Annotated in this window: 11 protein-coding genes, 1 tRNA gene and 1 pseudogene; 5 read left to right on the forward strand and 8 right to left on the reverse strand. The window is 58.7% G+C overall.

Annotated features, from left to right (window positions below):
* Positions 1-11 precede the first annotated feature (11 nt).
* Together G5S35_RS09600 and imuA are read right to left on the reverse strand one after the other, a co-directional pair.
* The gene (locus G5S35_RS09600) at positions 12-1,673 is read right to left on the reverse strand and encodes a Y-family DNA polymerase (protein ID WP_237181370.1); all 1,662 of its coding nucleotides are present in this window, start codon (positions 1,671-1,673) and stop codon (positions 12-14) included.
* Entirely contained in the window at positions 1,555-2,421 is an 867-nt protein-coding gene (gene imuA, locus G5S35_RS09605; RefSeq protein ID WP_183038245.1) for a translesion DNA synthesis-associated protein ImuA, read from the reverse strand. Before imuA ends, G5S35_RS09600 begins: the two co-directional genes overlap by 119 nt.
* A gap of 319 nt (positions 2,422-2,740) precedes the next feature.
* Between imuA and G5S35_RS09610 the strand changes: the two genes are divergently transcribed.
* A tRNA-Pro gene (locus G5S35_RS09610) sits at positions 2,741-2,817 on the forward strand.
* A gap of 439 nt (positions 2,818-3,256) precedes the next feature.
* Positions 3,257-4,135, forward strand: coding sequence for a hypothetical protein (locus G5S35_RS09615; protein WP_183038246.1), 879 nt, complete (start codon positions 3,257-3,259; stop codon positions 4,133-4,135).
* Between the two features lie 551 nt (positions 4,136-4,686).
* Here G5S35_RS09615 and G5S35_RS09625 read toward each other — a convergent pair.
* The 6 genes and pseudogenes from G5S35_RS09625 to G5S35_RS09640 form a co-directional block, all read right to left on the reverse strand.
* Positions 4,687-4,911: pseudogene (locus tag G5S35_RS09625) on the reverse strand (recombinase family protein); the annotation flags it as partial.
* Between the two features lie 51 nt (positions 4,912-4,962).
* Positions 4,963-6,723 carry an AIPR family protein gene (locus G5S35_RS09630; protein ID WP_183038248.1) on the reverse strand — a complete coding sequence of 587 codons (1,761 nt, stop codon included), beginning with the start codon at positions 6,721-6,723 and terminating at the stop codon, positions 4,963-4,965.
* Positions 6,724-6,901: 178 nt separating this feature from the next.
* Positions 6,902-7,783 (reverse strand): hypothetical protein, encoded by an 882-nt coding sequence (locus tag G5S35_RS39275; protein WP_202034982.1) that lies wholly within the window; start codon positions 7,781-7,783, stop codon positions 6,902-6,904.
* Between the two features lie 18 nt (positions 7,784-7,801).
* Positions 7,802-7,996: a hypothetical protein gene (locus G5S35_RS39280; RefSeq protein ID WP_202034983.1), complete on the reverse strand. Its 195-nt coding sequence runs from the start codon at positions 7,994-7,996 to the stop codon at positions 7,802-7,804.
* Complete coding sequence (locus G5S35_RS39285) at positions 7,993-8,766, reverse strand: ATP-binding protein (RefSeq protein ID WP_202034984.1); 774 nt, start codon at positions 8,764-8,766, stop codon at positions 7,993-7,995. Before G5S35_RS39285 ends, G5S35_RS39280 begins: the two co-directional genes overlap by 4 nt.
* A 146-nt stretch (positions 8,767-8,912) precedes the next feature.
* Complete coding sequence (locus G5S35_RS09640; protein WP_059721183.1) at positions 8,913-9,512, reverse strand: recombinase family protein; 600 nt, start codon at positions 9,510-9,512, stop codon at positions 8,913-8,915.
* Between the two features lie 424 nt (positions 9,513-9,936).
* Here G5S35_RS09640 and G5S35_RS09645 point away from each other — a divergent pair, with 424 nt between their 5' ends.
* The 3 genes from G5S35_RS09645 to G5S35_RS09655 are packed head-to-tail and all read left to right on the forward strand — an operon-like array spanning position 9,937 to position 15,275.
* Positions 9,937-12,471 (forward strand): type VI secretion system Vgr family protein, encoded by a 2,535-nt coding sequence (locus tag G5S35_RS09645; RefSeq protein WP_183038249.1) that lies wholly within the window; start codon positions 9,937-9,939, stop codon positions 12,469-12,471.
* A gap of 2 nt (positions 12,472-12,473) precedes the next feature.
* Positions 12,474-14,846 carry a M23 family metallopeptidase gene (locus G5S35_RS09650; protein ID WP_183038250.1) on the forward strand — a complete coding sequence of 791 codons (2,373 nt, stop codon included), beginning with the start codon at positions 12,474-12,476 and terminating at the stop codon, positions 14,844-14,846.
* Between the two features lie 12 nt (positions 14,847-14,858).
* Positions 14,859-15,275, forward strand: coding sequence for a hypothetical protein (locus G5S35_RS09655; RefSeq protein WP_183038251.1), 417 nt, complete (start codon positions 14,859-14,861; stop codon positions 15,273-15,275).
* Positions 15,276-15,303: the final 28 nt, after the last annotated feature.

Below are 15,303 nucleotides of genomic sequence, written 5' to 3' on the forward strand. Positions count from 1 at the left end.
GATAAAAACCGCTAGCCGAACAGGCCTTGCAGATACCACTGGCCGCCGATGCGCTCGCGATACAGCCAGAACATGCGGCCCTGATCGTCGGCGGCGACGTAGTAGTCGCGCTCGACGCCCTCGCCGTCCCACCAGCCGGCCTCGATGCGCTCGGTACGCGTGAGCGTCTTGAGCGGACGCCGATACACCGGCCGGTCGCCGCGCATCGCGAGCTTGAGCGGTTTTTCGAGCAGCCACGCCGGACGCGGCTGCGACGGCAGCGGCACCTCGGGCAGATCGAACGCACTCTGCGCCGGCGTGCTTTCCGGCGGCTCGCCGCTCGGCGCGCGCTCGCCCTTGCGGCCCTCGCGCGGCTTGCGCGGCGCCGCGCGGCGCGCGCTCGCCCGCCACGTGCGCGCCGACATGGCGTGCTCGGGCCGGTGATCGTCCTCGACGAAAAGTTGCAGCACGTTCTGCTCGCCCACGCGCGCGCCGATGCGCTCGAACAGTTGCGTGATCGACGCCTCCGACGCCTCGGGCATCGGGAACAGCGTGTCGGTGGGCGCGGCATATTCGCTGACCTGGTCGGCAACCAGCGCGAGCCCGATGACCGGCGCGATCAGCTCGGTCTGGTTGAGCTTCTCGCGCAGCAGCCAGAGCAGATGCTCGGGATCGCGCGACGGCGCGGCCCACGCAAGCGCGAGGCTCGACGTGCGCGGCGCGTGGCGCGACGCAAGCTCGTGTTCGAGGCGCAATTCGAAGCCGCTCAACGCGCCGTGCTGCGCGGCGAGCCAGCCCGCCAGCTGCATCACGAGACGGCGCGCGGCGAACAGCAGCGCCTCGGCGCTTTCCACGCGCGCCTGCAATTCGAGCGACGTATGAAACGACGGCGGCGCGGCGAACCAGACACGCGGATCGGGCGCCTCGCCGCGCGCCTGCGCGAGCCACGCGAGCACGCCGTCGCCGAAACGCCGCACGATGCCGTCGCGCGGCAGCCGCCGCAGATCGCCGAGCGTCGCGCAGCCGATCTGCGTGAGCGCCTGTTCGTGCTGCGCGGCGAACGGCGCGAGACCGACCGGCAGCGCGTCGAGCGCGCGCGCGAGCGTCGTTTCCTTGAGTACGTGCCAGCGCCGCGACGAGACCCGCGTGGCGCGCGCCTGCGCCAGCGTCCACGCACCCCACGCCGTGGGCGCGCAGGCGATGCGCGCGGCGTGCCCGCAGCTCGCGACCGTGGCCGACACCTTCGCGAGCAACGCGCGCACGCCGCCGAACAGCCGCAGCCCCGAGCCGACTTCGAGCAACAAGGTATGCGACTGCGCGAACGACACCTTCGGCGTGTAGGCGAGCAACGCGAGCGCGAGCGCCTCGAACGCGCGCTGCTCGCGCGCCGCGTCGGCTTCGAGCAGCACGAGGCCCGGCGCGAGCGCCAGCGCATGCGCGCGCGTGGCGCCGGGCTGCACGCCGAGACGGAACGCGTCGAGATCGGCGATCAGGATGCGCGCGTGATCGGCGAGCGCATGGCAGCGCTCGGGCGGCGCGGCGGCTTCATCGTGCGGATGGGCGGGATCGGCGTGCTCAGCCCGCCTGTCCTGCGGCGGCAGTGACGACAGTGACGGCGGTGACGGCGGCGCGGGCGGCAGGATCGGTTTGACGGCCTCCAGCGGCAACAACGGCAAGGTGACGGCGATCCACAGCATGATGATTGGCCCCGGGCCACGGCAGCGCCGACGCCTCGCCCGGCTGGGGCAACAGCGACGCCTGCAACGGCAAAGTAATGACGAGTGGCTGGGCGGGCGGCGGCCCGCGGCGTTTGAAGATATCGACGGACACGGCGGCGAGCTGCATCCAGGCGCGCCGGTTCAGACTCGCGTCCGCCTCGGGCGGCGGCACCGGCGTGCAGACCATGCGCAGCGGCGCCGGCGACGACTGGTTGCGCGCCGCAGGCGGCCGCATGAGAAACGCGAGCGCCTGCGAATCCTGCGCGGCGACCTGCAGACGGCGCAGGGTGTCGGCGCGCGCCTTCGGCTGCCAGAGCATCACGGCGCCGATGCCGTCCTGCTTGAGCGCCTGCTCGGCGGCCCAGGGCGCCTCGTGCTCGCTCGCGCGCACCCAGATCACGCGGTCGAGCGCGATGCCCCACGCCTTGAGCGCGCAGGCGTACGGCTGCCACGGCGGTGCGACCAGCAGCACATGACGGCCCGCCTGCGCCGTCAGCGCGCGCAGCGCGGGCGCGACGAGCCGCATCTCGCCGATGCCGCCCTGCTCGACCAGCAGCTCGGTCAGGCTGCCCGCGGGCCAGCCGGCGCCGGGCAACAGGGCGTCGAGCGCTGCGTGACCGCTCGACACCGTGCGCTCGCTCGCGTACGCGAGCTGATCGCCCTGCCAGACGCGGCTTTGCAGCCGCGACGGCAGATGCGCGGTGAGCTGAATCGCGGCGGCCATGCGTGCGCTCCGTTGCCGGGTTGCCCTGTCGATCGGGAATAGTTCGCCCTGCCCGGCAATGAAGGGGCATGGCGAAGGGAGTTGGGCGGGCGCATCGGGTGGCGCCGTAGTCCTGTATATTTATACAGTATTTCTGCGCGTTCCTGGAAGGGAGTTTTGGGTGGCCAAGGGGTGGCCCGGGGTGGCCAGGCCAAGACGCGACGCGGAATTTTGAGGGGCGGATGGCGTGCCGGGATCGTCGCAAAAGCATCGCCAGCAAAAACAGCGAGCAAACGGATTTGACGCCGCGGGTAGGAAGACGCTACAATCCGCGGCTCCTCGGAGCGTAGCGCAGCCTGGTAGCGCATCTGATTTGGGATCAGAGGGTCGTAGGTTCGAATCCTATCGCTCCGACCAAGGAAATCAAGGGGTTACAAGTCGTTGGCTTGTAACCCCTTTCTGTTTTTGTTTTCCGTTACCGTTCTGTTACCGGAAAACGGGGCGCACGACGCAAGACGTTACCGCGCTACGTCACCCCTTATCGGACTCAACATCGCGCACGCGGCGATTGAAGCGGTGTCAACTCCGCCGGGATGCGATCCGTCTTGACTACGTCGAACGGACATCGGTTGCCACGAGCAGTCATCGTGAGCATCTATATAGAAGACACATCGTAGAAGGCACATCGACGCCAGACTGTCAGTTGCGTTAGGAATTGTCCGCTGACCAAAATGATATAATGACTTCGGTGCTCCATTCGCGCGCCTCCCCAGCTTACCTAAAGCTGACAAGGACACATGTCCAGCAGAACCGCCCGCTCCCCTAGGAGCGCGTCCGTTTTCGCCTGGAGATTTTCATGTCCGCGTCATCCTGCAGCATCGCCTTCGGCTACGACGAGTTCTACGCCGAGTACCTAAACGTCCCTTGGAACAAGGGACTGATGGAGCGCTCTTCCGCTCCCCTGCCTCTTCCCGCGCAATTCTCGTCCCACAATCCGCGAGATTGTTGCCTGCTCGCACTACACGGGCACATTCTTTATCCACATGACGAACGAAGTGCCAAGGAACGCGTCAAGGACGGCGGCTCATATGGCAAGACTGTCGCGCATCGGATGCAGTTGTTTGAAGACATGGTGGGGGAATTCAACGCCTTGCAGCAGCAAATGAAGCACCTGTTAGGCGGAGCCATCACCATCACCATTGATGATGGTCCGGTACTGGATTCGTTTCCACTTGCTGACTTTGGTGGAGCGGCAATCGTAGAGGCTGCACCGCAGTACGAAGCGGACCGCAAGCTCTTGAAGTTGGGTCAATCGGGGCGCCTTAATCACTTTGCGCAAGAGTACGGGTTCGCTAACTACCCAAAGTTTCGAGAATTCCTCGAGCGCCTCGATGAAGAGGCGCGGCGCATGGGGTACCCCTCATACAGCGCAATCTGTGTTCCGACACGCTACCTTGAGCATGTGCAACGTCAACTAGCGGCAGACGACAGCATGCAATCTACGCTGGCAGAGCTGGCGGAGAAGCACGCTCTTCTCCAGCAGCAAACGGCGTTCACCATTGAGCGCTTCGTCGCATGTAGACGCGCGCAAAAAACGCTGGACTTCTTTGTCGATGTAAGCGAGGAAGGGGTGATCATCTCTCTACGTGATGGCCCCCTCGCAAGCACCGGCGTCGTGTCTTCAATGCACATGTCGGACCGCAGCGAAGAGTTTCATAGCAAGTGGTTTGCGTGACCGGAGGGATGATCATGTCGACCAACTACGATCTCTACGACGATGAAGCCACATTTCCTTGCGCTACGTGCCATGGGCGAGGCTCGGATGTAAATGTGACCTGCCCCGAATGCCGAGGTACTGGTTACGATCCCAATGAGGACAATCCATTCGCTCAGTGCCACCGCTGCTACGGAGAGGGAGAGGTTGTCCTCGATATCTGCCCAAGCTGCGGGGGAACTGGCGAGGGAGATGCTTCGGACGAATGCGGTCAGTAGCAAACTTCAGCACCTCGGGAAGCAGGCATCTGGCCGACCTTAGCCTATAGGGGGTGACTCGAAGCGGTCTTAGCGACCGCTTCGAGTCGTGCAGAGACACGCTGCGTCGCCAGTGTGAAATGGATCAGGCGAACACTGGGAAGGGCTGGCCCAATCGCCCGAAGTGCCGCGGTAATCAACCGTCCGATACGCTACCGCGCCGATGGCGTGCGGGAACGCGGTAGACAACTGCGACCGCGCTTGTTGACTACCAGTGGCTCCGATTTCCACGATTGATTACCGGTCAGATGGTACTTACTCGGCGCACGCCCGCTTGACGGTCGCTGTACCGACGCCGAATTCTTCTGCGGTTTTGCTGATGGTCGCGCCATGCTCGGGCCGCCATGCCTTGATTGCTGCGTAGTCGTGGGATCGCGCGCGCCCCCTGTATTTCCCTTCCGCCTTCGCGATCGCCACGCCGCGACGCTGCATCTCTGCACGGTTGCGGTAGTCGGCTTCGCCCTGTGCGGCCAAGCCAGCACCACGTCGAGCCCGAACGGCTCCAGTACCTGCAACCGCGCTCGAGAGCAGTTAGTCAGCAGACAACCGGTATTCAAACGCGTCAACGGGCAGCACAGTCGCTTCGTCCAACTGCTTCTTAATCTCAGCGCCGCCGGGAAAGCCTTTCAGCATATTGAGATAATTGCGTACTGCGCCATTGATCCCTGCAAGGCACGCCTTGGACTTGACCCAGTTTTGAGGGCTGAACACCCGGTTACCGGCTTGGGGTTCGTTCGCCGCTGCCTCAAGCGCCATGTTCAGGCATGTCCCGGCGATCCGTACGATTTGGTCGACCATGCCGAACTGCTGGGCAGATGCTAGAGCCCTGTGAGCACTGGGAACACGGTCGGACTGGTTGCTTGAAATTGCGAAGATTATCGCTACTGCGTACAGATGGTGGTATGGCGCGTACGCCTTCATCGCCAAGAGCGTTTCATTCAGGCTAAGCGGATTCTCCGGCACCCAGGCAGCCAGGACTTCGTTCATCCACGTATTGAGGGCACTGACATTTTCGGGCGGGTAATCCTTGTTCTTGAAAAGGGTTTCGAAATACTTGTCAAAAATTTTCGTCTCGCCATAGGAGAGGTTTGGGCGCAAGGTCTGCCACGCGACCAAATTCTTCGCGAAAGACGATAGGTCCACCACAAGTTTCTTGTCTTTATCGGCCGGGGCCGTCTCGCCGCGCTTGGTTATGAAATAGCCAGTCGGGTAGCGCAGCTCATACGCTTTCTTGATGGCAAGTACGCGTTTGTCGTTGCTGCGAAGATCGCGCGCCTTTACCGCGCTTTGCGAGTTGGTGTAGATCGAAATCTTGTCGGCCCGGTCACGCTGGGGGATTTCGTAGAATCGAAACAGGATGAATGCATCGTCCACCTTTTTGACCGTTTCGCTACACGACAGGATCGTATTCAGCGATTGACATCCGTTGACGATGCTAAGCCCCCAGAGAGAAAGTGTGTCGTTTTCCAAGGTCAGCTTGTTGCAAAGTGCCGTCACTCCGTTATGGAAGAAGAAGAAATCGCTGCGCTTGTCACCCAAAATTGAACTGCGAATGCCTTTGTTGACAGCATTGCTCGACCCCAAACTTTGACGCACGTTTTTTTGAAACAGCGTGCCGTCCTTGATGCCCGGAAGCTTCACGCACTCCTTCAACGGCAGCGCGGCGATGAGAACTGGCGTCCCAGCGATTTCATGGTACATGTGTTTGACGCCCGCCAGCGGAAGTTTGTAGTTGATACTGGGATTGTCCGCCTCAATTGCATAGTCGTAGCGCCGCCTGAGTTCGTCGGCGTCAATGACATGAATGGTGGCATCAAAGGCTTCATTCTCACTTAGCTTTGCCAATTCCTCCTGGAAAGCCAGAAGGTCATGTTGAGCGGCCTCGGTCAGTGTTCCGGTCGTAACCAGTTCGAACGACACTTCGTAATCCTCTTCGAATGCATCGGCCAACTCGCGAAGCTTTCTTGCAAGCTTCGGGTTAGCAACGTTCTGAAGCCGAGCAAGGTCTTTGATTTGCAGCCACGACGACAGGACTTCACGAAGAGGTTCGGCATCGACTGTGCCGCCCTGAACGAACTTCCCTTGAATTATGCGCACCAACGATTTGTCATCGTCCACGATTAGCGCATCAATTTGCTTGTCATCCGCACCGTCGGTGATGTCGTCACGTGTCTCGTTCATGTCACGGAACAGAATATTCCGCAGATACCATGCGACGAAGCGTTGCCCGTCGTTCGCAAATTTGTGCTGAAAGAAGTCGGTTGCAATCTGTTTTTGAATGAGTTCGTACATTTGCTACCCGATGAAAGCGGATGTGGAGTGAAACGGCACCTGCGTTCAATGTTTGTGCAGGCCAAGTTTATCGAAGAGCACCCTGTTTCGCCGCTTGGCATCGCGAAGCAACTTGTCGTACGAGATGATCTCGATCGATCCGTTGCCACCTGGCAGGGTATAGAAGTAGCCTTCGTTGTCAGCAGTGCGGTGGTAACGCGGCCACTTGTCGTTGCAGCGTCGGCGTTAAATCTGCTATGAGGTACCCGGTATATCTCAGGCGGTCCGGATTGATCAGGCGGCCGTCAATGTCTTTGACGCCACCCTGATCTATCTCCACGAAACGCTGGATGATCTGGTCGGCTGGGTCCTTGTCATAATCGTCTCGACCAGGTCGCTTGAACTCAACTATAACGACTCCGCCGCCGGGTAAGTTTTCCGGCTCTGCCACTCCGATAGGGGTGTCGTAGAAAAACGCAAAAATGTCCGGCTCCTTTCCGGATGTTCCTTCAAGCCCAGGGACCTTGTTCAGCTTCTTGTCGGAAGTCAGAAGGGTGTGAAAACACAGGCGTTCATCGATCAGCCAAAGATTTTGCTGGTCGAGGAAGATATCTTTTGACGACACTCCCATCGGGAAGATCATTTTGTGCAACACCTTCTCGAACGGGTATTTGCCATCGTGCTGTACCCGCTTGAGACTTTGGTCAACCAGATCGAGGATTGTTCGACGATGCGCGACATAGTCAGCCAGTTTGGCCTTGCCCACATCGTTCATCTGCTCCATTAGCCCCTTGATGCGTTCCTGATAGGTATCAAACGATTCTTTTTCAATGAGAGCAGCCACATGGCGCTCCTCCGTGCGGATGGTGTCTTCAATTGCTCGGCGAATATGAAGCAGCGCTTCATCCAGCTGCTCGTCATTAAGGCCGGGCTGCACACGCTGCTCAAGCAACGGACGGTACTTGTCCTGGGTTAATACCCTGTACTCTGGTGCATGCTCAATAAATCGAGTGATCTGTTCGATCTTCTCTTCGTCAGTGACCTTGAGATCGGCGGCAAGTACCGACCTGAGCGTCGCCACCAGCGCCTTGTTAAGGGCTTAGCGGGAGACCAGAGTCTGCTCAAGCTCCGGCTCTTCCTCAGACTGAAATGCAATCTTTGTCCGCTCCTGATTCGCGTGGTCGTCCAGATACTCCCCGGTGACCAGGACGATCAGCGTGTACGCTTCCTGCGCTTCATCTACAAGTCGTTCAGGAAGCTCGGGAAGGAGGTCGCGCAATTTCGACGTCGTCACATCACGGCCGTTGGCACACAAGTGATATTCGTGTCGAGCACGACCGTCCCTGTGGCGAAACGCCTGGAGGGCAAAGGTATGCCCATGCACATCGAAGAAGCGCTCTTGAATGTGCGGCTGAACCGAGGAGTTAAATAGCTCGTGCAGGTCGATCGACTCTCGCCCCGGAGATTCGAGGATCGTCTGGGGCAGGACCGCGCTGCAAACCGGATCAGGAAGTGCGCAACGATGCGCTCGGCAACTATTGCGGGATCGGTTGGCCAGGCAACACGATAACGATTTGCAAGCCCGGTTACGCGAAGCTTGGTCCCGGTCGGCGCATGAATCGGTGTGATCTTGTCCGCACCGTTCAGTTCTTCGGTAATGGAAAAATTGAAGTTCCGGGCGAAATGCTTTCCGTCCCGCTCAAACACGCTACTAACATCGCAGTGACTGAAGACCTTGAGAAAGGTAAATCGACCAACGCCCTTTCCTCCAACCTTGATCTTCGAAAGCGTATACGCTTCCCCGAAGCAGGCGATGTTGAGTTCGTTGAAGCCCACTCCATCATCGACCACTTCGAAGCCGTTTATAACGAATGTGTCGTCACCCCCGGCTCGGGCCAGATCGCCGGATAAAAGCAGTTTGATCGTTATCGATCCAGCTGTCGCACTGCCATACTTTTCCTCAATGGCATCTATAGCGTTAGATACCGCCTCAAACAGCGGCATGAGCCCTCGCGATGGAGCCAGATCGAGCCGATCAACCAATCCCCGGACGTTTGTGAGCATGGCACTCCTCATTCTGATTCTCTGTCGCCTGCTGCCAAGACTCGAAGTCCATAGCGCGCGATCTGTGGATCATAATACCGACCGCCGCCGTTCGCGACCGATTTTCGCGATATACAATCTGCGGCAGTCGATCGATACGGCCACCGTCACGCATGCTGATCGGTTGCACATGCTCGCTTGACCGTCGCCGTCGCCACGCCGAATTTTTCGGCAGTCTCACGAATGCTCGCACCGTGCTCTTCCCGCCATGCTTTGATCGCCGCGTAGTCGTGTGAACGCGCGCGGCCCCTGTATTTCCCAGCCGCCTTCGCGATCGCAACGCCCCGGCGTTGCATCTCTGCGCGATTCTTGTAGTCGGCCTCGCCCTGTGCGGCCATGAACGCCAGCACGGCGTCGCGCGTCGCTTTCTCAATGGGGTCTTTCGCCTTTCCGTCGAACACCATCCCGTTGAGCGTGCATTCGACACGAACGCCAAGGTCCATGAGTCGGCGCATAGTCCGGTGTAGCTCGTCATAGCGGCGGCTGATGCGATCGAGCCAGCGCACGATCAGCACGCCGCCGTGGCGCAGATCATGCTCGGCTTTGCACCACTGTTCCCGCGCGTCGGGCGCGACGTGGTAGCCGCTCACGCCCTCGTCGATGAAAACGTCCTTGTCCTGCACGCCGTGGGCTTTGGCGTCGTCGTACTGGCTTACTGAGGACTGGCCGTCCGTGGTCGAAATCCGCCCGTAGTAGAGCTTGCGCATGGTTTGATGTAGATCATTTGAGTATATGGATCAATTATAACATGGCTCAAATTGACGATTGATCCTATTGATCTATCTGCCGGCCCGCCAGTCACTGGCTCATTACGGTGTACCCAACTGATCCGCGTTAAACGCCATTCGGCCAGCCGAACCATTACAGTTGACCGCTCGTTGTGAATTGACAGTCGATGCGCATTGAATAAATGTGATGGGCTAAATTCGACGTTCCCAGATACTGGATACCCGCAATTCCGGTGGTAAATCCAAATTTAACTTTCTTCGAATATGCAGGTAACTTTAATATGAGGTAAATTCCGTCCGGTTGAAGGACCAATTACGTCGCTGGGTTCGACTTTCTGGAAGCCGCCCCCGCGAGACAGTGCATGGACAGCACTGCCCGCTCGGCCGAGAAGATGGATAACGAATGAACATGACTGATCTGGTACAGGCCATCCGGGGCGGCCTGATTCAGCAGGACCGGCTGCTGAAGACTGACATACCGTCTTTGCCCAACGATACGCTAGTGCCACACCGCGCTGTCACGCACGGTGAGTTGGGCCGTGACTTCAGCGTCGCGCTCGACATGTTGTCTGCAGTCGGCGATATCGAACTCAAAAAGCTCATCGCACAGCCGATGACACTCTGGATTCAGCAGCCGGACAAATCGTATCTACCTGTAAACGGCTACATCCATACAGCGCGGCGGCTCGGTGCGGATGGCAGTTTGAGCAGCTACCAGATGACCTTTGCATCGTGGATGCATTTCCTGAAATTCCGCCACGACATGCGCAATTGGCAGGACAAGTCGGCCGACGAAATCATCACCGACGTATTTAACGAGCATCCGCAGGCCAAAGGTTACTTTCAGTTCGCGCTTTCGCAGCCGTTGCCGCAACGGTCATATTGCCGACAAAGCGAAACGGACTGGAATTTCGTGCATCGCCTGATGGAGGACGAAGGGCTCTTCGGTTTTTGGCAACAGAGCAAGGACGGAAAGTCTCATATGCTCGTGATCACTGACGATATCTATACCCTTGACAGGATGTCGCCAGAGACAGTTGATTTCTACAGGTCCGGCGCAGCCAGCGAAGCCAACGCATTCACGCGATGGGCCGCATCGCGTACCCTGCAAAGTTCGCTGCATACGACCCGCACGTTCGACTACAAGTCCCCTTCGGCACCGTTTAATCCGAAGGGCACCGTATTGCCCACACGATCAGAACAAGGAAGTCTGCCCGAGCAGGCGGAGGTGTATACGTACACAGGCGCGTATACGTACGCGGCGCAGGACCGGGGCGAACATCTTTCGAAAATCCGGCTGGAAGAATGGGAGTCACGGGCCAAACGGTTCCACGGTGAAGGCGGTGTGCGCGCAATCGATGCCGGGTTGCGTTTTGTACTTACCAACCATCCGGAACATGACCGTGACCCGGTCAGCCAACGCGAATTCGTCGCTATCAAGGTCTCGCGATACATCGAGAACAATCTCCCCGCGTCCTCGAGGGAATCGAATTTCCCTCATAGCCTAAAGAATCAGCTGGCGCAAGTCAGGAACGATAGTTCCGACCTGAGATCGTTGGCCGTTCGCCACGCGGACGGAAGCGAGGGCTTCTATCTGGTGCAGGTCGAAGCGCAGCGCGTCACTGTGCCGTATCGCAGCCCGTTTGAGCACCGAAAGCCCGAGATGCAGCTTGAGACGGCGATCGTCGTCGGGCCAAGCGGCGAAGAGGTCTACACGGACGAACTGAACCGGGTAAAGGTCGTTTTTATCTGGGACCGGTTGAACCCGGGAGACGAGCGCGCGTCATGCTGGATTCGCGTTGCGCAATCGGACACTGGGGGCGGATACGGTAGCGTGCATATTCCGCGCGTCGGCGAAGAGGTGATCGTCGGTTACGTCGGTGGCGATTGCGACAGGCCGCTCGTTCTACACCGCGTCTATAACGGCGCGGTAAAACCGCAGTGGCATTCGAACGGCATCCTGTCCGGCTATCGCTCGAAGGAATACGCTGGCGCAGGTTTCAACGAGATGGTGCTCGATGACGCGACCGGCCAGAACCGCGCGAGGCTGTTCAGCAGCAGCGCGAACAGTCTGCTCCATCTCGGCTATCTGATTGACCAGAGCGGCAATACGCGCGGCTCATATCTAGGAACCGGGTTTGACCTCAAAACAGATGCTTATGGCGCTCTGCGTGCGAACAAGGGGCTTTATGTCACGACGCATACAACTTCGGTAGGCGGCCAACCGCTGGATGCGTCGGCTACCCAGCAACAGCTCACGCGCGCGGAAAACGTCGTAAAAGGTCTGTCCGACGCAAGCAAACAGCGTAACGCCGAAAGCCTGCAACCGGGCCACGATTCGCTGACACAATACTCCGATGCGACACGACACACGGCATCGGGTCAATCGAACGGCGGACGGACTGCGGGTGGCGGTTCGGGCAGCGCCGCGGCCTTCCGGGAGCCGGTAATGCTGTTTGGCAGCCCGGCCGGAGTTGCTATCTCGTCCGAAAAGTCGGTCCGCGCTACCGCTGACAAGAACGTGAACCTCGTGAGTGGCGAGAGTACCTATATTGCTGCGGGTAAATCGTTTGTGGCAAGCGTCGCAGAGAAGATCAGCCTGTTTGTTCAGAGCGCCGGGATGAAACTGTTCGCCGGGAATGGAAAGGTGGAGATTCAGTCGCAAAGCGACGGCATGGACCTGTTCGCAGAAAAGCAGCTCCATATATCGAGCGCCGGACAGGACGTTCTGGTCGCCGCCAAACAGAAGGTTGTCGTGACGAGCGGCGGTGCGAGCATCACGATCGAGAACGGCAATGTGGAAATCCGTTGCCCCGGAAAGTTTACCGTGAAAGCCGCGTCCCATTCGTTTGAAGGTCCCGCTAGCGGCGATACGCCGTTGCCCGCGTTGCCGCAAGGTGATCTGACAATTAAAAACGTCTACAACCTGTCGCGATAGCAATGATTATCAGCCCTCCTTTTTTGGCCGCCGCGGGCGCGCCTTCAAGTAACCCCGACGCCCCCGATCCGATGATGGATGCGGTCGATCAGTTCGAACTGGCGCACGGCATTTACCCGATCGCCTTTGACGGGCGCTGGCATACCGGTGTCCATCTGATGCCCGGAACGCAAAACGAACGCGTGCGAGCGATCGCCGATGGCGAGGTGGTCGCGTACCGCGTTGCACAGAAAGCCATCGATGGCGGCGACGGAGCGCTGGACAGCAACACAGGATTCGTTCTGCTCAAGCATACGACGGAGACCGGTGACGGTCGGTCGATCAGCTTCTATTCGCTGTACATGCACTTGCTGGAATTGGACGGTTACGCGGGCGTTGGTGTTCAGGTGAATTCCTTGCCGGAATTCCTGAGGACACCAACGCCTGACGAGGGTCAAGCAGGCGGTGGCAAGAAGGTGTACCGCAAAGATGTGCTGGGACTGCCGGGTCGATGCCATGGTCAGCGGCACGTCCACTTCGAAATTTTCATGCTGCCTGGCGACTTCGATGCCTACTTCACCAGTACGCAACTCGGCAACGCGCAACCTGTAACGCCAGGCCATAGCGACTGCTGGGGACACACGTACTACATGATCCGTCCCGGACAGACGTTCCTTGCTAGGCCTACGGGAGCGGATGCGCACAATAAGGTCAACGGCACGCTCTTCCCTCCACTTCAAGGTGGTACCAACCAGGACTACGCACTGCATGTCGAAACATATTTTCATAAAGGCGCGAGGTATACATCGAGCTGGCGCGTCGAACAGGACGGCACACGTACGTTGCTCACACCACAGCCCGTGAAAGAGGCGGGTTTTGAATATGGCCTGATAACTCGCGCAAAGAACCTGTATCCCGCTTGCCCGAGTGATGGCTTAGAACTTATGCGCTTCGGTCGCATACTAACGACTCCGGCGACTTTGTCGGATACTTCTGCCAATACGCCGCCTAGCGTTGCAGCGGGTGTAAGCGGCAATCCACATCCGATGGCCCAGGCGAGCCCGCGTACTACATGGCTTCGCGTCGCCTATGCACCGGGTCAAGAAGGCTATCTGGACGTCAATGGTCCCGGTGTCGCGGTGCTGTCCGACGCAGATTTTCCTTTCCTCGCTGGATGGCAGAAGATCAGCGAAGGCAACACCCCGTACAGCGACGACGGAATGTGCGACGTCGACGCGCTCAAAAAAATTGTTGGTGACATTGCGCCGCAGTCGGGGAGTGCCGCAGCGGCCGATAGTGGAGACGCTCTCAGCAACTATGTTAGAGACCATGAGGCCGTTCGCACACAGTTGCGCGGGTTTATTTGCGAGGCGCCGACCGAGTGGAACAGCGCGCACAACGATATCCGCTATGCGAAGCTGAACGACCCGGAAGGTTTCTACGGGAAGCAGAAGGAGACGAACCCGGATGGTTACGCCAAATTCCTAGACTTGCTGAAGAAATTTCAGTTTTGGGATAAGACCGGCATAACTGAGGACAAGCTTTGGTTCTTCCACCCACTGCAGTTCATCCGATATTTCAGAAGGTGTGGGTGGTTGAGTGCGGATGAGATGGCGCGGTGCTTCCCGCGTAGCCTTCTTCATCTCACCCTGACGCAGTTCCACGCGTCGACTACGACCTGGAGCGACGCGCGTGCGCGCGCCGCAACGTGGGCGCTACCGTTTAACCAGGCGACAAGAAAATACGGCGTGTCCGGTTCGCGGCAACGCCTACTGCACTTTTTCTCCCATGTCGTGCCGGAAACCGGCAATCTCCATTACGTGCGGGAAATCCGAGGGGAAACTAAGTCCTATAACCCGTACTACGGCCGTGGCCTTATCCAGTTAACCCACCTGGACAACTACCAGGCGTATGGGAATTTCAGAAAATTTCCTCAAGGCAGTGCGCCCGCCGAATATTCCGCACTCGGGTGGGACCCGAACGCTCTGATTGCTCGCGACAACGACGGACATCACAACGCCTACAACTGCGTGGACAGTGCCTGTTTTTATGTCGCAAATCGGTCCAATATGCTAGGCCACATGGATGACGGTGTCAGCCAGGACAGGGCGATCACCGTCAGCAAAGACGTCAATGGCTATGTCGCTATTGAGAACCTGAACGGTCTCGAGGTGCGACTGCAGTCCGTTCTCTATCTGCGCAATGCGCTGCTTGATGACATCTTTGCCGGCACCTCTGTATCGTTGACGTTCGAGTGGCGACGAAACAGTCAGCAGGAACCGGTGCTGGACGCTCAGGGACATCCGGTCATGGTGGGCCACCCGCCGCATCCCAAGAAGAAATACTACGCAATGCAACACACCATCACGTCGTCCCTTGAATTGCAAAAACCCTGAACTTGAACGCTTATGAAATCCATCTTTGCGGTTGCGCTCTTCGCTCTACCTCTTGTCGCGCATGCAGAAATAACGAGCGAGACATTCTGTTTCAGTTCCGGCAATGGGAAACCGATCAACTTTGAGATGCGAACGTACTACGACTCAGCTAGCAAATTCTCGTCCGGCTTCGTAAGATACCAAAACTCAAAACAACCGATCCCACTGGTCCTCGCCAACTCAGCGGAGGAAACTCTGAACAAGGATGCGCCCGATCAGGAGACCACAACATGGATTGAGATATACAACGGACAGGCGACCGGTGAGTACGAAATGATTACGCAGGGAACGGAAGTTTCCTCCATGGTCTACACCAATAAGAAAAAGAATCAGAAGACAGGATTCATGCTGAATGCAGGCGCAATTGGTCAAGGCAGCTGTAAGTGGTGATGCCTGAACTTTGACGGACGCGGGCTCT

Origin of the sequence: Paraburkholderia tropica, assembly GCF_014171495.1 — a bacterium.
Lineage (GTDB): Bacteria > Pseudomonadota > Gammaproteobacteria > Burkholderiales > Burkholderiaceae > Paraburkholderia > Paraburkholderia tropica.

Excerpts from the sequence above, each read along its gene's own strand:
- G5S35_RS09615 (WP_183038246.1), top strand. The coding sequence starts at position 3,257 with ATGTCCGCGTCATCCTGCAGCATCGCCTTCGGCTACGACGAGTTCTAC.
- G5S35_RS09650 (WP_183038250.1), top strand. The coding sequence starts at position 12,474 with ATGATTATCAGCCCTCCTTTTTTGGCCGCCGCGGGCGCGCCTTCAAGT.
- imuA (WP_183038245.1), bottom strand. The coding sequence starts at position 2,421 with ATGGCCGCCGCGATTCAGCTCACCGCGCATCTGCCGTCGCGGCTGCAA.
- G5S35_RS09645 (WP_183038249.1), top strand. The coding sequence starts at position 9,937 with ATGAACATGACTGATCTGGTACAGGCCATCCGGGGCGGCCTGATTCAG.
- G5S35_RS09640 (WP_059721183.1), bottom strand. The coding sequence starts at position 9,512 with ATGCGCAAGCTCTACTACGGGCGGATTTCGACCACGGACGGCCAGTCC.
- G5S35_RS09630 (WP_183038248.1), bottom strand. The coding sequence starts at position 6,723 with ATGTACGAACTCATTCAAAAACAGATTGCAACCGACTTCTTTCAGCAC.
- G5S35_RS09655 (WP_183038251.1), top strand. The coding sequence starts at position 14,859 with ATGAAATCCATCTTTGCGGTTGCGCTCTTCGCTCTACCTCTTGTCGCG.
- G5S35_RS39285 (WP_202034984.1), bottom strand. The coding sequence starts at position 8,766 with ATGCTCACAAACGTCCGGGGATTGGTTGATCGGCTCGATCTGGCTCCA.